Here is a 20,214-nt window from a genome sequence, read left to right as displayed (position 1 = left end):
GGCGAGCCAGCTCTTCTTCCCGAGCATGGGTCGCCGCCCATGTCGAAGAAACGAGTGCGTTGTCAGGAAGGCAGTGAAGGGAGGCCATCAGGCTTCCCAAGGCAGGACCATAAAGACTTTCTGCGTCCACGGGATACATATTCCGGGCCAACGGATCGGATTTTTCCCGATAAAATTTTCGAGTTGCTTTGTCTCTGGGAGATTTACCAACGTGCGACCGACGTGAACTCGGGTTGTCCCCCGACATTTTGACGAGTTCCTAAGAACGGTCGGCTCGCGGCGAGACCGTTGCTCCCGCCACACAACTTGCCGACCAAGCCGACATGCCGCGTCATTGAGCACATGTGCTAACGATGCCATCGGACGACCCGCTCGGTTGGACAATGCGGCGATCCGTTGTCATTCTCCGATTCGATAACCGATTCACTCACCGAATCGATATTTGCCGCGGCAGGCGGCGGCGCAACCGGATCGAAATTGATGGACATCGTGACGCTCAGGCGGATGCTGAGGAAACGGCTCGAAGCCGATCGTCGGGCGGGACTAACGCATCTGCCCCGGTCAGAAGCGTTCGACCTTACCTTCCTGACCGCCGTCGCCAAGTACGATGATGCTGAGAAAGATGCCGCAGCGAAGGTTGACGGCAAGAAGAAACCGACGTCCACGAAGCCGCAGCCGTCAGTCATTGCGACCAACGTCGAAGTCGAGCTGCCGACAGAGTCCTACCCTCGCGACGAGCGAATTCGCCGGCTGACGACCTTGGCGAAGAAGGTTTCGCGCTGCACGCGATGCCAAGAGTTGGCCGAAACTCGAACTCAAACGGTGTTCGGCGTCGGCGATCCGGAGGCGGCGATCATGTTCATCGGCGAAGCACCGGGGGCCGATGAAGACCGAGAAGGAGAGCCGTTCGTGGGCCGAGCCGGGCAATTGCTCAACAAAATCATCGGCGCGTGTCGGATGAAGCGCGAGGAGATTTATATCTGCAACATCCTGCGATGCCGCCCGCCGGGCAATCGAAATCCGTCGGAGACGGAAGCAGCGAATTGCCGCGAGTATCTCGACGCACAAATCGCACTCGTGCGTCCCGACTACATCGTCTGCTGGGGCTCGGTCGCGGCAAAGAGTTTGCTGGGAGCATCCCAGCCGATCGGAAAGATGCGGCGGCAATTCTTCGAGTACGGCGAGGCGAAAGTCGCCTGCACCTATCACCCGTCGTACCTGCTGCGAAATCCTCCCGCAAAAAAAGATGTGTGGGAGGACATGAAATGGCTGTTCAAAGACATGGGGGTCGACCTCGACTCTTAACCGAGACATCTTCCTTTTACGGAACGACCTGCTGACCGACGACGCGCGACTTCGTTAAGTCATCGCCGCTATACCGCAGAAAATGCACGGCCAGGCGGGAGCCGCCGGTGCGGTAGATATAGATTTCATGCAATTGAGACGCCGACACGGTTCGAGAGATCGCGTCGGGCCGACCCAGAATTCGCACCACGTCATCAATCCGCATTCCGATCGCGATCGCATCGGGTGTCGACGCCGATTCCCGTGCCGTCTTGCGAGCGGCGACCTCGGCCGGGGAAAGCCAACCGGTCGCCGACTCTTCGTACCCGAGCTTGGCGAGAGCTGCGGCGACCTCTTCTGAGTCAGGTGACTGCTTTGCGGCCTCCAGCAAGAGTGTCGCGGCGGTCTCCTGATCGCCGAGCAGGTCGGTGTATTCCGACGCGGCCCGCACGAGGCCGCCGGCCCCGTCCCGCCTCAGTAATGTCGTGCGTGAGGCCAACCAGTCGCGAAGTACCTGATCCGCCTTTTGTGCTTCCTTCCCCGCGCGAAGTTCTGCCGCAAAAGCAACGACCTCTTCTCGTGTCAGCTCGGCCGCGTGCCGAGTCCGATATTCGACCGCCCGCGCTCGATAAGCCGCGGCCACATCGGTCCGTTCCGGGATCGAAGCCTCAATCAATTTGGCGATTTCCGCACCATTTCGACCATCGGCCGTGGCTTTCGCGTCGAATGCGGAAAGCAAGGTCTCGATATAGAACAGTCGATGGAGCGAAGCCCGCTCTTCGTCTTTGACATCGGCATAGTTTCGGAGCGGATCGTCTTGGTAGTCGGCGGCCAGTTCTCGCGGATATGGGTTGAGAACCTTGTCGGCCCCGGTCAACTCTTTGCGGATCGACTCCGCGAACGCGCGCCGCTCGTCAAATTTCTTGGCAGGAATTTCATTGCGTCGAATCCGCCAGGCCTCGTGACGCAATTCCGCCGCCAGCCGTGTCTTTGAAGTCTTTCCTTCCAATTCCTCGGCGAGTTCCACTCTGCCGGCAGCGTCATCGCGGGCGAGCAATCGACGACGCAATTCGATCGATCGAGCAAGCGCGGCGTCGGCCATCGCCCTCAATTGGTCGTCGTCGTAAAACGCCGCGCGCTCGCGGACCCGCTCCGCGAAATCACGCAGTGCGTCGGGATCGCTACCGTCGATAAGTACGCGTTCATTCTTGAAACGATCGAGATCGGACGGCTTCTCTTCGATTTGTTCGACGCGAAACTCGAAGCCGCCATCAACTCTCACCATGTAGCCGCGGACCTGGGCGTTCGCATTCCGATTGCGAAATAGCGGGAACTCGCCCTCGACCGGTCGGAACCGCACATCGAAGTTTTCAAACTTCAGCAAGGTCCCACCCGACGAAGCCCGGCGTCCTTCGAGCGTCAACGTGGTGCGGCCTTCGGCGAAGATCGGATACTTGGGCGCCATCTCCTTGAATTCACGGATCGAAATCGGCGCGGCTGCGAAGGCTACGGAACCCGAAAACACGGCAAGCAAGATGAATACCGATGTAAGGCCGGCGGTTTGGCGACGCTGAGGACTGCGGCTCACTGATCGACCTCCTCCTCGTCCGATTTCTCGGGAGAATCCGAGGGTTCGGTCTCAATCTCGAGCCCCGCTCGTTCGGACTGCTCTTGCAAGATCGTTCGAACTTCGGCGAAGTCGCTCTCGGGCAGTGACTCGTAACCCAAGGCCTTGAGGCTCGATTCATCGGTCCAAAACACGGCCGTCTCGGGGTCCAAGCGAATTTGCCAACCGCGGCCATCTTCGGGCGGCACGCTTTCGATCATCTGAGCGGCGAAGATGACGCGTCGCGGCCGGGCGTCGACCGGCAGGTCCGCGAAGATGTCGAGGTCAGCAATGAATTCGACCGGCCTTCCCTGCCCTCCCGCAATGGGAACTGTGAGTCGATTCACGATCAGCGGGACCGGCTCCGCCGGCTCGGCATCGTCACCCGAATCGTCTGTCGGTTCCGAATCATCAATCTCAGGCTCGGGGAATATGAGTTCTTCGGTTCGGATCAATTCGGTATCGAACAGCAGCCACTTCTGCTGATAGAGAAAGTCGAATCGCCGCCGCCAGACATCGGGCGGACTTTGAGCAATCGTGTCAGACGCTTCGGCGATCAACTCGAATAGCGGCTGCGAACTGAGATCGCTCGCCGCAACGCTCTCCGCATATCGCTGCCGGGCCAGTTGAACCGAGGGGCCGCTCATCCCCAACGTATCGAGCTGACGGACGATTGGTTCCAGTACGGTTTTTGCCCGCTCGAAGTCTTTCAGGCCGACCGCTTCTTCGGCAGTGACGATCGCGCTTTGTAGACCTCGACGCGCTTCTTCGACGGCCGATTGATGCCAGAGCCAGCCGATCGTCATCGCAATGAGAAGAGCGATCGCCCCGAGGATTAGTTGGAACCGAATCAACGCCGTGTTGATCTTCGGGACCAGATTTCTCGCTACATTCCGCGACGACTCGGCAATCTTGCGACCCGCCGTGCCCGACGCGGACACGGCCTTCTTTTGCACGGCGACGCTCGACGACTTGAGCAGCTTCTTCGCATCAGCCGGTCGATACGTCTTGCGGCGCGCGTTACCGCGGCGCGGGTAGACGTCGATCGGCAGGACGAACCATTGCCGCCTGCACTCGGAACACTCGACCGCAGCGGCCGCTTCGGTCCGCTCTCCGGTCAGCGGCGTCCCGCACAGACAGCGTCGCTCGAAGGGGACTGGTTCGGCGTTCGCAGGCTTGCGGCGTGTGACGTTGAGCGACCAGCCGGTCATGTCGATCATGTCACGCCCTACGCCGTCTTCGCCATAGTGTAGATGGCCGATTGATGGCCGCAAACCACCACTTGCTTCAGAGATGCCGGACCGCCGGAAGATTCGGAACAACTGGCTCCCGGCGGAATTATCACCACTGTCCCCATAAGGGTCAAACTGCTCTCGGCTTCGCCTGTCTTCCCCGCTTCCGTCCCCTCCGCATTCAGAGACACCTCGCGCGCGGCCGATGCACCGACATGGAGCGTCACTTTGCGCTCACTGCCGCACTGACTGAACGGTTTGACTCCCATAAGACCGACCGACAGGCGCCGCACGGTCCGTATGCACGTTCGAAGTACGATTGTGCGTCGGTTTCGCGTTCGCCTGTCACCTCTGACCCACGAGGCTGCTGTTGTCCGTCGCATCCCCAAAGTCCGACACTACGAGCCGGGCCGACTTGACGGACGCTTCGGCCGAGGCTGCTTTGCGCGGAAGCCACCCCGCCACACTTCAAATTCGAGTGGTGCGGCCCGCGTCGCTGGCCCGCACCCGGTTGCTCGGCCCGGGTCGGCTCACGCTCGGCAGCGCGCCCGATTGCGATTTGCACTTTCGCGCCGGCGGCATCGCCGCGCGGCATGCCGTTATTGAGTCGGAGGGTCATGAAGTCCGGCTCAAGCCGCTCGATCCACGCGTCTGGCTCAACGACGGACCGGTCCGCGACGCGATGCTTCTGCGAGCGGGCGACCATCTGGCGATCGGCCCGATCGAAATGGCCGTCGAAGCAGCGCCGCCCAGAGCAACGCCCGCCGCTTCGCAGTCAGCCGGCTTGCTCGGGGCAATCGGGCAGCAGGATTTGCAGAATGTCTTCGCGGGCTTCGCCGATCGTGCCGCCGACGCCGAGCGAAAGCGCGTGCTGCTCGACCTCCAATTGGCATCGCTGCGGGAGACCTTTGACGAAGGACGGGAGGCCGAGCAACGCCTCCATGAGCGGGAAACCCGTCTGCGGAAGCTACAGGATTCCGTGCGGAAACGTCAGCGCGATTTTAAGGACAAACGGCGTGGACTCTTGCAGCGGGTCCGCACCGCCGAGCAAGCCGCTCGCGATGCCCGCGAGGAAGCGGCCCGTCGCGACAACGATCGACTGCTCGAAGTCGCCGCTGTGCGGCATCAGCTCAACCGAGCACTCCCGCCCCTTCAGCCGGAGGTCGGTCAGTCTGTCGTCCCGCAAATCACAAGCGATAACGGGGAACGCGATCGCAAAGCGGCATTGCTCGCGGACATCACGGAGGAACTTCTCTCCGATCGCACGGAGATCGACCGGCAACGCGACGAGCTGGCGGCCTTGGAACGTCAGCTCGAAACGCGAGCGGAGCGGCTCTCGATAGCGGAAACCGAATCCCGTGATGAGTTGCGATTGATCGAGGCGGAGCAACGCAAACTGCAGCAGGCGCAGTCCGATCTCAACGAAGAACTCACGCGGCTTCGCGATCGCGAAACGCATTTCAACGACGAATGCCATCGCCTTGAGGCGGAGCAGGTTCAGCTCGAACAAACCCGCAACGAACTCGATAGAGCCGGCGCCGAGGTCGACGAGGCTCGTCACAAATTCGCCGCATCGGAGGCCGAACTCGACCAACAACGGCAGCGTCTCGATGCCGAGCGAACAGAGTTCGAGACAAAACGAGCCGAACTGGACGAAGAAGCGAACCGCATCGCGGCCGATAGAGCCGCGCTCACCGAGGAAGTTTCGGGACGGAATTCCGCGTCCGTCGCCGAACTGGAGCAACGTCAGCATGACCTGACGGAACGCGAGCAAGAGCTGGACGACGCCCGCACCGAGTTGCAGCAACGCGAGGCGGAGCTTGATCAACGCGCCGAAGAACTCGGAGCAGCCGAGGGCGATCAGAAGGCAAAGAGCGACGAACTTGACCACCGTCGAAGCGAGCTCGACGAGCGCGAAGAGCAGCTTCATACCCGGACCCGCGAGTTCGATGAGGCCCAATCGCAATTCGAACAGGCCCGCCGAGAACTCGACGAACGCGAGGCGGAACTCCAGCGATCCTCGGACGAGTTCGAACAACGAGAAACGTTGCTCGCCGAACGCGAGGCGGATGTCGCATGGCGCGAGAACGACGCCACCCGACTGCAGGCCGAGATCGCCGGCACCGAGGTCGCCGTCCGCGAACAGCAGGTCGGTCTTGCCGAACGAGATGAACAGGCTCGCCGGCGTGAGGCGGAACTCCTGGATCGGCTGAGCCAACTCGAATTAATGCTGGCCGAAGTCGATCAACCCATCACCGATGAGGCCGAATCTGACGTCGAGGGTGCGGAGCTTTCTGCACTTCTCGCGGAGGAATTAGAGTCCGAACGATCGGCCATTGAGGACCTGCGGGCCGAGATCGAGCGCCGCTCGGCGGACATCGATCAGCGGGCCGAAGAGATCGACGCCCGTGCCGCCCAGTTGGATTCGACCGCCGACACGCAACGCGCCGAACGGGAGGAACTCGACCGCCTTCGTGACGAAATCGAAAGCGGGCAAGCCGAGCTCGAACAGCAACGCACGGACCTCTCGGAAGAGCGCCAAAGCATCGAGGCGCAAGTCGAAACGTTGCAGAACGAGCGGAAATCTCTTGAGGAGGACCTGTCTCGCTTCGACAACGATCTCGACCAACTCCGCAACGACCGGAAGGAAATCGAGCAGCAAAAGTCAGAGCTCGAATCGCAACGGCAGGAACTCGACGCACTGCGTGAGGCACCCGCTGAAGAAGAGACCGCCGCGAAGTCATCGGAAGAACTCGAGCAGGAAGCGGCAGAACGCGAAGCGGAATTCGAGAAGCGAAATTCCGAAATTCAGTGGCAGCAGTCTGAGCTTGAGGCCCGCGAAGAAGAATTGAATGAGCGAGAAGCCAATCTGACCGACCGCGAAAGTGTGATCGCAGACCGCGAGCAGCAAGCCGCCGAAACGGAACGGGAACTGGCTTCTCGGGCCGACCGGCTTTCCACCCGCGAAGACGAACTCGACGGGCTGCGCAACGAGTTGGAAAACCGCTCGAACGAACTCGACCAGCTCGCCGCGGCCGATGCCGGGTGGAGTTCCGATCGGGCAACTCAAGGCGATGGAGCTGAGGAAGAGTCTGACGCAGACGACCTCGGCATTGATTTCGATGCGCTTTCAGAGTTCGCCGATTCCAATACCGAGTCAGGACAGTCGACGGCGACCGAAGAATCCGACGCCGTGGCCGACATTGCCGAAACTGAAAGCTCGGATTCCGAAAGCGACTCAGAAGATGATCCCGATCTATCCAGTCTCCGCTCGACGTTAGCTGAGATGTTCGAATTGCCGGGCGATCAGGAAGCGGCCGATGAAAGTCCCTCCGCCGAGAACCCATCGGCCGCGATGCATTACGACGCAGCCGATACTGCGGATATCGACGAAGCCGCCCCGGCCTGCCCCGGAGCCCCAAGCCCGATCGAAGCCGCCGTCGCCGAGTTTGCCGTCAATGACGCCGATATTGACGCATCGGCCGATGAAGGCGAGCCGGACTCCGTGGCCAGCTACATGGAGGGCCTGCTCGCACGAATGCGGAACAACACCGGCGAAGCTCCGCCGTCCGATCCCCCGCGGCGTGCTCCGGAAAAGAAGGCGAAGCCCAAACCGGTCGAAACAATCGAGTCGGCTGGGATGCCCGATGAGTCAACGCCCGAGGCTACTGAAGCACCGACCGAACCGGAAGTCGTCGAGCCGGTCCGCAGGAAACCGCGTTCGCAGGTCGACAAAGATGACCTGCGTGCGAAGACGGCCAGTTTCCGCGAAGTCGCCAACCGGTCGGCGCGCTCGGCCATCGCCCGCAGCGAACTGCGCCGCAAGAAAGCGGCCATGGTCCTCAAGGGCGTGATTGTGGGCATCGGACTGTTTATCGGCATCGCCCTCGTGACCACGCCCCTGTGGTTCCGCGAATCGTTCGTGCTGCACGGCCTGGCCGCGATCATCGGATGCGCGCTGGTCGGTTACGACCTGTATCGCAATTATCGCGAGTTGCGTGAGGAGGCCGGCGGGTCGTCCGGTTCCAAGCGGTCAGATCAAGCCAAGCCCCCGGCGACCGCCGACGTTCCGACGGCAGACGTCCCGACGGCAGACATCCCGACGGCAGACGTTTCGACGGCCGAGCCCGCGAAAGAAGTGCGGATCGAAGAGTAGCCGCGGCCAATGCGGTTCATCGGGTCGATCTGAACAGACTCGCATTGCCGCCTGCCGGCTTTTAGAATCGCCGCCCGCCGATCGTCGCAGCCGGATCGCGACGGACTTTGTCGCACGATCGGCGGATGATCTTCGTAGGCACCACTCCCCGCCCGCGCGGGGACAACTGAGGCGAATCAGACGGCATGACGATCGGCGATATTGAGCAGCTGTTCGATCGCGTGCAGCAGGAGATCCGGAAGGCGGTCGTCGGACAGACCGAATTGGTCGAGGGCGTTCTGTTCGCCCTGTTCTGCGAGGGCAACGTGCTAATCGAAGGGCCGCCGGGGCTCGGCAAGACGCTGCTGGTCAATTCGCTCTCGAAGGTTCTCGATTCTCAATTCGGACGCGTTCAATTTACGCCCGATTTGATGCCGTCGGACATCACCGGGCATTCGGTGTTCGATATGCGGGAGAAGGAGTTCACGTTCAACCGGGGGCCGATCTTCACGAACCTGCTGTTGGCCGACGAAATCAACCGCGCCCCCGCCAAGACGCAGGCCGCGCTGCTCGAAGCCATGCAGGAGCGGCAGGTCACCGTCGACGGCAAGACCTACCCGTTGCCGCGGCCTTTCATCACGATCGCGACTCAGAATCCGCTCGAGCAGGAAGGCACCTATCCGCTGCCCGAAGCCCAGCTCGATCGCTTCCTGTTCAAGCTGCTGGTTGACTACCCTACTGACGCCGAAGAGCAGGACATCCTCAAGCTCTACGCAAACGGCCGGGACAGCCACAACCTATCGACGTTCGGACTGGAGTCGGTCATGACGGCCAAGATGGTACGTTCGGTCCAAGAGGTCGTGCGCGGCATCCTGATCGAGCCGCAGGTCATCACCTACATTTCGGCAATCGTGCAGAAGACGCGGGCCTGGAACACGATCGAAATTGGCGCCAGCCCGCGGGCCGGCGTCGGCTTACTGATCGCATCGCGGGCCGCGGCGGCCTGTCGCGGGCGAGACTTTGTGATTCCCGACGACGTCAAAGACCTCGCGCCCAGCGTGCTGCGGCACCGGATTCGATTGCAGCCGGACGTCGAGGTCGAAGGCGTTTCGGAGGAAGAGGTCATCCGCGATCTGCTCGACTCGGTCGAGGCCCCCAAGCGATGATGCCCCGGCTGCGGTTGATCGGCCTTGTCGCGGCAGCAGCACTGCTCGCCGTCCCGGCGATCTGGTATCCCGCGTTCGCCGCCGCTGCGACGGTGGCGAACGGCGTGATCGCCCTGGTCGCAATCTACGACCTCTGGTCATCCCCCCATCCGCGTCACGTCGTTCCCCGTCGCCAACTTCGTGACGTGCTCAGCGTCGGCGTGCGAAACCCGATCCGCATCCGATTGCGCAATCGCAATGAGCAGGCGATCCTCATCGAGATTCACGAAGAGCCGCCTGCCGGTTCGACGATCGACGACCTGCCGGCCCGGCTCGAACTCGATGCGGGGCAAACCCGGACGATCCTGTATCACATCGTCCCGGAATACCGCGGGCGGGGCGAATTCGGCCGGATGTTTTTGCGATCGGTCAGCCGCCTCGGTCTTTGGACTTTAACTGCGACGCGGATCGAGCCGCGGCAGGTGCGGATCTATCCCGACATTCGCTCGGTGCAGAAGGCGGAACTACTCGCGCGGCAGAATCGACTCGCCGAGGCGGGGGTCCGCATGTCGAAGCTCCGGGGTCGCGGCAGCGAGTTCGATCGCTTGCGGGAGTATCGCCGTGAAGATGAATATCGCGACATCGACTGGAAAGCGACGGCCCGCAAGCAGGAATTGGTCAGCCGCGAATATCAGGTCGAGAAGAATCAGAACGTGATCATCCTGCTCGATGCCGGACGCGGGATGTGCAACGTCTCCGGTGGCGTCCGGCATTTCGACCGGGCGCTCAATGCCGCGGTGCTGTTGGCATACGTCGCCGCCCGGCAGGGGGATACCGTCGCGATGCTGGCTTGCTCGAACAAAGTTGAACGGTGGGTGCCCTCGCTACGAGGCACGACGGCGGTCGAGCGGTTGGTGCAACGGGCTTACGACCTTGAAGCGGCCTATGTCGCGACCGATTACGACCTGCTCGCCAAAGAGGTTCGCCGTCGCCAGCCGAAGCGATCACTCGCCGTGCTGATCACCCACGCCCTCGACGACGTGCATCTGTCATCAATGACCGGCCCGATCCGTCGACTCAAGTCACCACATCTTGCTTTAGCGGCGTTCGTGAAGAACGAGCCGTTGGAAGCCCGCGCCCACGCGATTCCGACGACCGACCTCGACGCTTTTCAAGTCGCCTCGGCATCCGCGCTATTTCGCTCACAGCAGCTCGGCGTCCGCAAACTCGAACAATCGGGCATCCTCGCCGTGCAGGCGTCTCCGGAAGACCTCGCGGGCCGGATCATCAATCAATACCTCGAAATCAAAGCGAGGCATTTATTGTAATACACAAGCCCGACGCGCAAGCGAGGGATTTGCTCTTAAACTCCCTTGCTTGCGCTGCGGGCTAGTTAAGCGATAGGGATTTGCTCTTAAACTCCCTTGCTTGCGCTGCGGGCTAGTTAAGCGATAGGGATTTGCTCTTAATCTCCCTTGCTTGCGCTGCGGGCTTATTGAGCGCGAGAGATTTGCTCTTTAATTCCCCCTGCTTGCGCTGCGGGCTTGTGTAGCGATGCCTCAATCAAACGAGACGTCGATCGAGCTCTCGCCCTTCTTCATCACGCGTTGCCCCGGAAGGTAAACCTGATCGGGGCGATCGGGACCGATCTTGATCGTGTAGCGATCATCCCCGTAGACGGGCGGATCGAAGAACGAGCCGTTGGGGCGGAGCGTATAGATAATCTCGCCCGTTGACTCGGCGACGACCTGCACGACCGGCGGTTCGTCTCCTTCGAACTCCAACGTGGGCAGATAGCCGATCGGCTCGCGGCCGTCATTGGCCATTTGATTGACCTTGACCGGCCAACCGACGAATTGCTTTGAACCTTCGCTCGCCGATCGCGGCCACGATTCGAAGATGATGTCACGTGTCGATTTCTTAAAGCGAATGATGCCGTAGCCGGAACCGTAATCGGGGCTCTCATCCGGATTCGAGTACGCCCGCATCGTGAGTTTGTTCTCGAAACCGTCGAGATAATCCCCGGTCCATTGCAGCGGAACATCGTCGAATGAGTTTGATCCTGATCCGGGGATCGGGCTCCAATACCGGCTGTAAATGGAATTGACGACGGCCGGGCCACAGAACGCCCACGGGCCGTCACGAAATTCGTCGATGCCGTATTTGGTCACCGTGCCGAGATGCTGGTCCCCGCACAGGTGCACCGCGAGGCAGCGCTGCAGCTCTCGGACCGCTCTTTGCCGACCGGCTTGCGGCCAGCCGTTATTGTCGAGGTCGGCGTGCAATCGCGAGGAATCGCGGCCGTGCAGGTGGGCCGCCCCGCTCCAGATCGTTTGCGAGAGCACGCATTTCATCTGCGTGTCGGTCCAGTCCTGACCCCACTTGTTGAGAAAGTCGAGCTGGCGCTTGCCCAACAGTTCCAGACCGGGCACGTCGATCGATGCGGGATCGTAATCGGGATTGATAATATGGTCGGGACGGGGACCCTGCTGCGGGATTTTACCCTTCGGTCCCGTCTTCCACTTGCGATCTTCAATGATGGCGAAGTCGACCCCGCCGACGTTCAGTGACGTGTAATAGACGCTGATGTCGCGTTGAATCGGCGTCGGGTCAAATCCGTCGGGCAGGTGGGACGTCTGACAGCGCTGAACCATGTTGACGTAATTGACCGGGTAGTAATAACCGCCGGCCGGCCCGGCGGAGCTCTCGGCCCGCTTGCCACCCTCGCCCCAGATATTTGCCTGCCCGATATCGTGATCATCAGGAATCGCGATCACCGGGCGATCCTTAATGATGTCGGCGAACTGTCGGCCCCACATCAGCCAAGCCGCAGAGTGCTGCGTGTGGTCGTAGCTTTGATCACCGGCGAAGAAGAGCAAATCGGGATCGATTCGTTTCACGTTGTCGATCACCGACTGCCGGTCGCCGCGGTCTTTATTAGAATTGCACGAGAACAGTCCGACGACGATCTCATCCTGGTGAACCGGATCCTTCCGGATGAAGCCTTCGTACGTCGATCCGCCGTCGTGACTGAGCCGGTACTTGACGCCTTGCGCGTCGTCCCAATCTTCGATGCGAAACAACGCCGACCAACCGAGTTCGTGGACCTTTTCGGTACCGACGTTTTCCCATGCCCCATCACGATTCACTTCGAGCGTGACTTCGCGGGACTCTTCGGGCAATAACGGATAGAGCTGGGCGGAGAGTTTCAGCACGCCATCGCTGACGGTGTAGAGCCCGAAGCCGATGACCTCGTCACGCGGAACCATCAGATTACGGAAGTCGCCTTCGGGCCGCCGTTGGGCGACCTTCCACCACTCACCGCTACCGGCGTCATCAAGTTTCGGGAATCCTTCGAACGGCCCCGCACCGGCGGATGTCGCGACGGAGAAAACGAAGGTGGCAAGCAGTATGAGTCGAGTCATGAGCGAGATTGAGTAAATCGAAGATATTTTTAGTAAACAAGCCCGACGCGCCAGCGAGGGACTTTAAGAAATCGCCCTCGCTTGCGCGTCGGGCTTGTGTGCGTTGGGGTATCGTGAAGTCTATTCCGCTACGGGCCATTTCAGCCCGTGTAGTTTGATGCCTTTGAAGTCGGCGAGGTCGCTGATGTACCACTCACCCTCGTGGGCGAACACTTCGGGAGCTTTGATTGGAAACTCCGCGATCAATTTCGAGTCGTCATCGATTCCGAAATCGGTCGGATCGTCGGAACGATACACGTACGTCTTGAAGGTGATCGACGACGCTCGAAAAAGATAGAAGTAACCGTCGAGTTCGACGACGTAGGGGCTCTCGGCACTGACCGGGCCGGAACCCGCTTTCCCGCCGAATGAGACCATTTTCGACGGCGTCCAATCGAGCAGATCTTTTGACGTCCGCAGATTCACATAGCCGCGTCGATCGAGGGTCGAGACGGTCGAATAGGCGTAATAGGTTCCATTCGATTTGAGCAGCATGACGTCGCGACCGCCATCGGGATAGAGCAGATTACCGCGATCGCCGCCCAGGTCGAGCCGCTCGAAGTCCTTCCCATCACGTGAGACCATCAGGCGAATCCCGCCCGAATTGTAGAAGCACAGATAGGGCCAGCCCCGGAACTCCTCCTGCATGAAAAACGGTGCCTGCATTTGCTCTGTGATGCGGCCGTTCTCTTCGACTTTCTTCTCCCCCCATTCTATTTCGGCTCGCGCGACGACGCCGAGCGGTTGCCAATTTTCGGCGGTCAGCGACTCCCCGCGCCAGCCGTAGAGCAACCGACTCACTTTGGTTCCTCGCATGCACGCCCAGAGCGTCCACGTGCCGTCTTCGGCCTGTAAGAAGCCGTGATCGACGATGTGCTCTTTGCGTTCGATCGGTCCGCTCAGTTCGCCCAGGTCGGGGGAGGTGCAAACGCGATACGACTCCCCCGTCAGGACCGGAATGCGCGCAACGGCCTCGGACTTCTCGGCCGTCGCCGGAGCCGCGGCGAAGATCGAGGCGCAGACGGTCAGACTCAGAATTACCGTTCGGAGAATCATGTCGGAGGGATCATTTCAGTGAACAGCGTTTGTCGATACGTCCCATCATGTCACCAGATTCGGCGGGGGGAAAGCAAGCTCGTTGCGGCCACGAAAAAAGCCCCCGGCATAGTGCCGGGGGCTTTGAATAGGGCAGGCGCCCTCAGATGCGTAGTCGGCCTTGCGACCGGGTCTCATCTCATTCTCTCAGCGGTTCCCAATTTTGTTACGGATCGATTGAGAAAACCGTTGGACGAAGTTTGAAGAACTTTTGAAAGTTCTCCGAACTTTCTCTATTCGACGTTCAGCGTCACGAATCGGGCCCCCTGCGGACTCCGAATCAGCAACAGCAGTCCGTTTTCGACATTCGCCGCCTCGTAGGCGGTTTTGAAGTCATCGACCGACGACAGACCCGAGTTGCCGGCTCGTGAAATCACCAACCCCGGGCGAAGGCCCGCGAATTGGGCCGGCGAACCCGGAGTCACTCCCGTGACCACCACACCGCGGACACCTTCGCCGTATCCGAGTTGTTCGGCAACGTCTGAGGTCAGGTCCTGAAGCTCCAGGCCGAGGTCATCGAACTCGACCGAGGCTTCCTCCGACTGTTCTTCTGACTCGCCGTCGGAGTCGCTCGTGTTGACGACGCGGCCGAAGTCCTCCGGCATTTCGTTGAACGTGATGTTCAACGTCATTTTCTTGCCATCGCGGAGCAGCGTGACCGGGTAGCTGTCGTCAATCTTGAGCAATTCGACGATCGCCTGCAGCTTTCGAGGGCCGGTCACTTCGCGGCCGTCGAGAGTCAGAACGAGGTCGCCGACCTGCAGCCCCGCTCGATCGGCCGGACTGCCTTCGAAGACCTGCGTGATGATCGCCCCGCGGGCACGGTCGGTACCGAACTGCGCGGCCAAGTCGTTGCTGAGCGGCTGAATGCCGACGCCGAGATAAGCCCGTTGCACCTCGCCGTTGTCGATGAGTTGCTGGGCGACCCAACGGGCCATCGAGACCGGAATGGCGAAGCCGATGCCGTCGTATCCGCCGCTCCGAGACGAGATCGCCGTGTTGATGCCGACGACCTGTCCGGAAAGATCGACGAGCGGTCCGCCGCTGTTGCCGGGATTGATAGCCGCATCGGTTTGGATGTAATCCTCGCGTTCGTTGATGCCCGGTCCGCGGCCCTTGGCACTGACGATTCCGGCGGTGACCGACATATCAAGGCCGAACGGGCTGCCGAAGGCGAGCACCCAGTCACCCACTTTGGCGGCGTCACTGTCGCCCAAGGCGACTTCGCTCAGGTTGTCGGCTTCGATGCGCACGATCGCGACGTCGGTTCGAGGATCGGTCTCGAAATCAGTCGATTCGAATTCGCGACCATCACTGAGTTTGACGAGCACGGTTTCGGCGCCTCGGACGACATGGCTGTTGGTCATCACGATTCCGTTGGCCGCATCAATGATGAAGCCGGAGCCTTTCGACTGTCGCGACGGCATAAACTGCCGTCGCTGCTGCCCCTGCGGAGCCTGTGGCCCGCGTCGTAAGAATTGCCTCAATTGCGGATCGTTCTCAAAGAAGCGTTCGAAGGGCGTGCCTTCGAACTGCTGCAACGGTAAGGGGCTGTCGCCAACAACGACTTCCCGCCGTTTCGAGGTTGCCTCGATCGAAACGATCGCCGGGAGAACGGCATCGCTGACGTCCCGAAAAGCGCTCGAGAGATTGCGGGCGTCAATCGCCCCCTGCTTGGCTTCTTTGCTTTTGTAGAGATCAGGGCCGGGCGTGGTCTGAGCCCACACGCCGACGGTTCCGGCGATGACGGCCCCGACGACGATCCCGCCGACCCAACTCGCACTGGTGCGAAACATTTTCATAAGCCTGTAACTCCTTCAATTTGGAAAAACGAATGGCCGGCGCGACGCCGTTTTCCGAAGTGGCCCCATCCGATTCCGTTCGGAGGGCATCATGAGTGTTCAGAAAGCGTTTGCCGGATTCAAGAAACCTGGACCCGTGCCATTGTCTACGTAAATCGTGGTTTGACCGTTGGAGAATCTGAATTTGTCGTTGTGCTCTCGGTGAAATCAGCGACTACGATCTCCCCGGCACCGAACGGTTCGGGCCAGACTGACCCGACACGCCGGCCCGACACTTAGGCCGAACGCTTTCGTCGCTCGAAGCCCCTCTATTATGCTCAGCAGGGTTCAGATTTGATTCGAGGCCTTCCCCATCCGCCGGTAACGATTTCTCTGCGGCTAAATCCATGTCTCAAGCTTCCGGTTTCGATGTGTCGCTCACCGAATGCGAACGAATTCTGAAGCACACGTTCGGCGACCGCAAATTGCTGATGCACTGCCTGACGCATTCCTCGATTGCGGCAACGCGAAGCGACTCGAACGAACGGCTCGAATTCCTTGGCGACTCGGTCCTCGGACTGATCGTGTGCGAATTGCTGTTTCGCGAACAGCCCGATGCGACTGAAGGAGACCTCACGCGGTTGAAGTCGACGTTGGTCAGTCGCGTGACCTGCGCTCGAATGACGTCGCAGTTAGGTCTCGATCGATTCGTGCTGCTCGGCAAGGGACTCAGCGGAGCTGATGCGATTCCCGACTCGGTCCTCGGTGCGGCGTTCGAGGCGCTGATCGCCGGTTTGTATCTCGACGGGGGCTTTGACGCCGCGCGTCGTTTTTTGGAGCCGGTGATTCGCGATGAGATGGCGCGACTGCTCTCGCTCGAAGTTTCGGAGAACTACAAGAGCCGCCTTCAGCACTACACGCAGGCGCGGCTCGGTCTGACGCCGTCTTATCGACTCTTGGGAGAATCGGGGCCGGACCATTCGAAACGATTTCAAGTCGTCGCGGTCGTGGGCGAGGAGACGTTCGAACCGGCATGGGGCGGCAACAAAAAAGAGGCCGAACAGGCCGCCGCCCGAAATGCGCTCGGGCAATTGGACCCCGAAGATGCGCACGAATCTTGCGCGTAAGCACTGGCGTGATTGCCTGCGACTTAGTGCGTGAACGAGTCTCGCACCGTTTTTGATCGCGCAAAAAGAAAGACGACCGGTGGGGACCGGCCGTCTGCCAATAAGAACATCGCGCGATTGGAAGTCGCGACATGCCAGGCCGTCAGGCCTACTTCTTCTTTTTGGCCGCCTTCTTCTTGGTCGCTTTCTTCTTGACCGTCTTCTTCTTCACCGTGGGCTTCTTGGCAGCCTTCTTCTTGACAGACTTTTTGGCTGCCTTCTTTTTGACGGTCTTCTTGGCTGCCTTCTTCTTGACAGTTTTCTTGACCGCTTTCTTCTTGGCCGCCTTCTTCTTCGGTGCCGCCTTTTTGGTTGCGGCCTTCTTGGTTGCAGCTTTCTTCGTTGCAGCTTTCTTAGCCACCACTCGTCCTCCTGTAACGGACAATCGGTGGCAACCTAACCGCTGGCTCCGGGCTCTTAAGGCGGCTTGGTTGCCGTTCAGAACAACCGTGTTCGTGGAAGAGAGAAATTTCTCATCAAGCTGCTTGCTGCTTCCCCAAAAGCATCAAGCGATAAGCGACTCCCCCAACCGCCGCACATGCTACGCATTCACTACTTTTCTGCAAGCCCTATCAACGTCTTAACACGTTGTCGGCGCATACTTTCTTCGAAGTGATCGCGCATCGAATCGCGCGTTCGGCTCGATCATGCAACCGATTGATGCCATCACACGCGCGACCAAACGTCGCGCATGTAGTCGATGCTGCGCTCGGCGATCACGTCGCCGCCGGGCGAATAGTCGAACACTTCGACCGAGACCCAACCGTCGTAAGCGCTCTGCTTGAGCGCTTCGAAGATCGGCTCGAAAGACACGTCGCCCATACCTGGGCCTTGCAGATTGACGTCGTTCGCATGGAAGTGACCGGTCCAACGAGCGAAGTCTTTGATGACCTGCGGGACCGGCACGTTCTCACCACCGAGCATCGCTTTGACGTCCTGATGCAGGCAGACGTTCGGCGATCCGACGCGTTCAATCAGTTCCACGCCCTCCGCGCAGGTGTTGATAAAATCGGTTTCATTCGGTGCGAGTGGTTCAATACAAATTTTGACGCCGCGGACCTCACAAGTCGGCATCGCGGCTTGAATCACGCCGACGGCGTTCGCCATTGCATCCTCGCGCGACATGCCGTTTTGCAAACCGCGCTGCTGCGGGGAGCCGAACACCATCAGTTCGCCGCCCAGGTCGGCGCAGCAATCGGCCAGCGCGATCAGATACTCAGCCGTCCGCTCGCGAACCGATTCGTCATCGGTCGTGAGGTGAAAGCCCTCAGTCTTCGCCAAGAGCCAATGAAGGCCGATGATCTCGAGCCCGGTTGCTTCGGCGGTTCGTCGGAGATCGCCGCGCTGGGCGGCGGTCACGTCGTTGATGTTCGGCGCCAACGTGAATGGCGCGACTTCGATTCCTTCGTAACCGAAGCCGGCGATCTTGCGACACTGCTCTTCCCACGAGAGGTCCGCGAACAGCTCCTGACACATGGCGAACTTCATCGGAACTCCAATCAAATTTTTGCGACGGCCTGATTTCTGAAAAACGACGTCCGACCTTAACCGGCAATGCAGGCCCTCGCGATCCTCCGCGTCCTCCGAATATGCCGATCGTGCCGCAGGCGCAAGGCACCGAAGCTCGGCAGTTGTGGAAGACGCGGCAATCGGGGCGAACCGGTCGAGCGACGCAGTCTCCGATGACGAACGAAAGGATACCGGTCGAGAGGATTACACCCGACCGGTCGGTCCGACCTTGACCGCGAGTTGCATCCCCTTACGAACGGAAACACATTCCCATGAAAAGTCACACCTGGATCGCCGTCTTCGCGACCGCGTGCCTGGTTAATCTCCAGGTCGCGGCGGCAGGACTGTGCGGGGCGTCCAGCTACGACTGCTGCCCCCCCAGCTGCTGCGCGCCAACCGGCGACTTCTGTACTGCGAAATCTGATTGCGTGACGTACAAGACGGTCCAAGAGACTGTCTACGAACCGAAGACCATCCGCTGCTGCAAGACCGTCATGGAGACCGTTTGCGAGCAGGTCCCGGTTCCCTGCAAGAAAACGGTTTACGACACCTGCTATCGCAATGAGTGCTACACGGTTTGTAAGCCGGTCTACAAGACCTGCTACAAAACCGTGACGCAGAAGGTCTGCAAACCGGTCTACAAGACCTGTTACAAGACCGTCACCTGCAACGTCAAAAAGCCGGTCTACAAGACCTGTTACAAAGAAGTCTGCCAGACGATCTGCAAGCCGGTTTACAAGACCTGCTACAAGACCGTCTGCCAGTCTTACTGCGAGCCGGTCTACAGCACCTGCTACAAGGAGGTCTGCTGCCAGTCCTTCAAGACCGTCACCGACACCTGCTACAAAGACGTCTGCTACACGGTCAAGAAGCCGATCACCGAGACGAAGTACGTCGACGTGTGCACCGGCTATTGGAAGACGGTTCAACAGCGGATTCCCGGCCAGGTCATCGAAAAGTGCGTCGTTGATCGGCCCACCTGCTGTGCCCCGGCTGCCCCGAGCTGTGCCTGTGGTGCGGACGCCTGCAGTTGTGCCGCTCCCCCGGCATGTCACACCGTCAAGGTGCAGTGCCCGGACCGCATCATCTGCAAAAAGGTCTGGTGCCCGAAGGTCGAAAAGAGAGCCGTCTGCTGCACGCGGTACGTCTCCGAAGTTTGCCACAAGAAGGTGCCTTACACCGTCTGTCGCAAAGTTCCGGTCACGATCCGCAAGAAGGTTCCTGTCACGACCTGCCGCTATGTGACGAAGACACGCACCCGCAAGGTCCCTTACACGACCTGCCACACGGTGAAGTGCGTCGTCAAGAAGAAGGTGCCGGTCACGACCTGCCACTACGTGAATCAGTGCATCACGAAGCGGATTCCCTACACGACCTGCAAGATGACGACCCAGTGCATCACGAAGAAGGTCCCCGTCACGACCTGCCACACGGTCAAAGAGACCCGCACACGGAGAGTCCCTTACTGCGTGCCGCGGCAAGTCTGCACCGTGAAGTACGTGACGAAGACCAAGTGCGTGCCGCGTAAGGTCGAGTACACGAAGGTCGTCTGCGTGCCGCGGACGGTCTGCCGCAAGGTTCCGGTTTGCGTGCCGAGCTGCTGTGCTCCCACGCCAACCTGCAGCATGCCCTGCGACGATAAGTGCAGCCTGTAACTCTATCGGCAACGCCGACCCGGCCCGCACTCCGGGACCGGCGACAATCAGCACAAGGGCGGTTCCACGACGGAGCCGCCCTTGTTGCGTTGTTGAAGCGAGAGGCGAGAGGCGAGAGGCGAGAGGCGAGAGGCGAGAGGCG

The 20,214-nt window shown here is 60.3% G+C and carries 13 protein-coding genes; 6 read left to right on the top strand and 7 right to left on the bottom strand.

The window, feature by feature from the left end; translation table 11 throughout:
• Positions 1-480 precede the first annotated feature (480 nt).
• A complete protein-coding gene (locus Pan189_RS05445; protein ID WP_145362940.1) occupies positions 481-1,305 on the top strand; it encodes a uracil-DNA glycosylase in 825 nt (274 codons plus the stop codon).
• Between the two features lie 16 nt (positions 1,306-1,321).
• On the opposite strand, the gene Pan189_RS05440 is transcribed toward Pan189_RS05445, so the two are convergent.
• Positions 1,322-2,872: a hypothetical protein gene (locus Pan189_RS05440; protein ID WP_145362939.1), complete on the bottom strand. Its 1,551-nt coding sequence runs from the start codon at positions 2,870-2,872 to the stop codon at positions 1,322-1,324.
• Positions 2,869-4,110, bottom strand: coding sequence for a hypothetical protein (locus Pan189_RS05435; protein WP_145362938.1), 1,242 nt, complete (start codon positions 4,108-4,110; stop codon positions 2,869-2,871). Before Pan189_RS05435 ends, Pan189_RS05440 begins: the two co-directional genes overlap by 4 nt.
• Before the next feature lie 382 nt (positions 4,111-4,492).
• On the opposite strand from Pan189_RS05435, the gene Pan189_RS05430 reads away from it, so the two are divergent.
• From Pan189_RS05430 to Pan189_RS05420, 3 genes are all read left to right on the top strand, one after another.
• Positions 4,493-8,278, top strand: a complete 3,786-nt coding sequence (locus tag Pan189_RS05430; protein WP_145362937.1) for an FHA domain-containing protein — start codon at positions 4,493-4,495, stop codon at positions 8,276-8,278.
• Between the two features lie 185 nt (positions 8,279-8,463).
• Positions 8,464-9,423, top strand: a complete 960-nt coding sequence (locus Pan189_RS05425; protein WP_145362936.1) for an AAA family ATPase — start codon at positions 8,464-8,466, stop codon at positions 9,421-9,423.
• Entirely contained in the window at positions 9,420-10,730 is a 1,311-nt protein-coding gene (locus Pan189_RS05420; protein ID WP_145362935.1) for a DUF58 domain-containing protein, read from the top strand. Before Pan189_RS05425 ends, Pan189_RS05420 begins: the two co-directional genes overlap by 4 nt.
• A 231-nt stretch (positions 10,731-10,961) precedes the next feature.
• Here the strand turns inward: Pan189_RS05420 and Pan189_RS05415 are convergent, their stop codons facing one another.
• The 3 genes from Pan189_RS05415 to Pan189_RS05405 all read right to left on the bottom strand — a co-directional run bounded on the left by Pan189_RS05415 (position 10,962) and on the right by Pan189_RS05405 (position 15,763).
• Positions 10,962-12,827 carry a metallophosphoesterase family protein gene (locus Pan189_RS05415; RefSeq protein ID WP_310821121.1) on the bottom strand — a complete coding sequence of 622 codons (1,866 nt, stop codon included), beginning with the start codon at positions 12,825-12,827 and terminating at the stop codon, positions 10,962-10,964.
• A 120-nt stretch (positions 12,828-12,947) separates the two neighbouring features.
• Positions 12,948-13,922: a glycoside hydrolase family protein gene (locus Pan189_RS05410; RefSeq protein WP_145362934.1), complete on the bottom strand. Its 975-nt coding sequence runs from the start codon at positions 13,920-13,922 to the stop codon at positions 12,948-12,950.
• Positions 13,923-14,194: 272 nt separating this feature from the next.
• Positions 14,195-15,763: a Do family serine endopeptidase gene (locus Pan189_RS05405; RefSeq protein WP_145362933.1), complete on the bottom strand. Its 1,569-nt coding sequence runs from the start codon at positions 15,761-15,763 to the stop codon at positions 14,195-14,197.
• A gap of 386 nt (positions 15,764-16,149) precedes the next feature.
• Between Pan189_RS05405 and rnc the strand changes: the two genes are divergently transcribed.
• Positions 16,150-16,869 (top strand): ribonuclease III, encoded by a 720-nt coding sequence (rnc, locus tag Pan189_RS05400; RefSeq protein WP_145362932.1) that lies wholly within the window; start codon positions 16,150-16,152, stop codon positions 16,867-16,869.
• A gap of 148 nt (positions 16,870-17,017) precedes the next feature.
• Here the strand turns inward: rnc and Pan189_RS05395 are convergent, their stop codons facing one another.
• The gene (locus tag Pan189_RS05395; protein ID WP_310821120.1) at positions 17,018-17,269 is read right to left on the bottom strand and encodes a hypothetical protein; all 252 of its coding nucleotides are present in this window, start codon (positions 17,267-17,269) and stop codon (positions 17,018-17,020) included.
• 305 nt (positions 17,270-17,574) lie between these two features.
• Positions 17,575-18,396, bottom strand: a complete 822-nt coding sequence (locus Pan189_RS05390) for a sugar phosphate isomerase/epimerase family protein (RefSeq protein WP_145362931.1) — start codon at positions 18,394-18,396, stop codon at positions 17,575-17,577.
• Between the two features lie 293 nt (positions 18,397-18,689).
• Between Pan189_RS05390 and Pan189_RS05385 the strand changes: the two genes are divergently transcribed.
• The gene (locus Pan189_RS05385) at positions 18,690-20,072 is read left to right on the top strand and encodes a hypothetical protein (protein WP_145362930.1); all 1,383 of its coding nucleotides are present in this window, start codon (positions 18,690-18,692) and stop codon (positions 20,070-20,072) included.
• The last annotated feature ends 142 nt before the right edge of the window (positions 20,073-20,214 follow it).

Source organism: Stratiformator vulcanicus (assembly GCF_007744515.1).
Classification (GTDB): Bacteria; Planctomycetota; Planctomycetia; order Planctomycetales; family Planctomycetaceae; genus Stratiformator; species Stratiformator vulcanicus.
Note: the sequence above shows the minus strand (reverse complement) of the source record. Positions and strands in the feature narration are given on the sequence as shown.

Excerpts from the sequence above, each read along its gene's own strand:
- Pan189_RS05385 (WP_145362930.1), top strand. The coding sequence starts at position 18,690 with ATGAAAAGTCACACCTGGATCGCCGTCTTCGCGACCGCGTGCCTGGTT.
- Pan189_RS05420 (WP_145362935.1), top strand. The coding sequence starts at position 9,420 with ATGATGCCCCGGCTGCGGTTGATCGGCCTTGTCGCGGCAGCAGCACTG.
- Pan189_RS05390 (WP_145362931.1), bottom strand. The coding sequence starts at position 18,396 with ATGAAGTTCGCCATGTGTCAGGAGCTGTTCGCGGACCTCTCGTGGGAA.
- Pan189_RS05435 (WP_145362938.1), bottom strand. The coding sequence starts at position 4,110 with ATGATCGACATGACCGGCTGGTCGCTCAACGTCACACGCCGCAAGCCT.
- Pan189_RS05415 (WP_310821121.1), bottom strand. The coding sequence starts at position 12,827 with ATGACTCGACTCATACTGCTTGCCACCTTCGTTTTCTCCGTCGCGACA.
- Pan189_RS05445 (WP_145362940.1), top strand. The coding sequence starts at position 481 with ATGGACATCGTGACGCTCAGGCGGATGCTGAGGAAACGGCTCGAAGCC.
- Pan189_RS05425 (WP_145362936.1), top strand. The coding sequence starts at position 8,464 with ATGACGATCGGCGATATTGAGCAGCTGTTCGATCGCGTGCAGCAGGAG.
- rnc (WP_145362932.1), top strand. The coding sequence starts at position 16,150 with ATGTCTCAAGCTTCCGGTTTCGATGTGTCGCTCACCGAATGCGAACGA.
- Pan189_RS05410 (WP_145362934.1), bottom strand. The coding sequence starts at position 13,922 with ATGATTCTCCGAACGGTAATTCTGAGTCTGACCGTCTGCGCCTCGATC.
- Pan189_RS05405 (WP_145362933.1), bottom strand. The coding sequence starts at position 15,763 with ATGAAAATGTTTCGCACCAGTGCGAGTTGGGTCGGCGGGATCGTCGTC.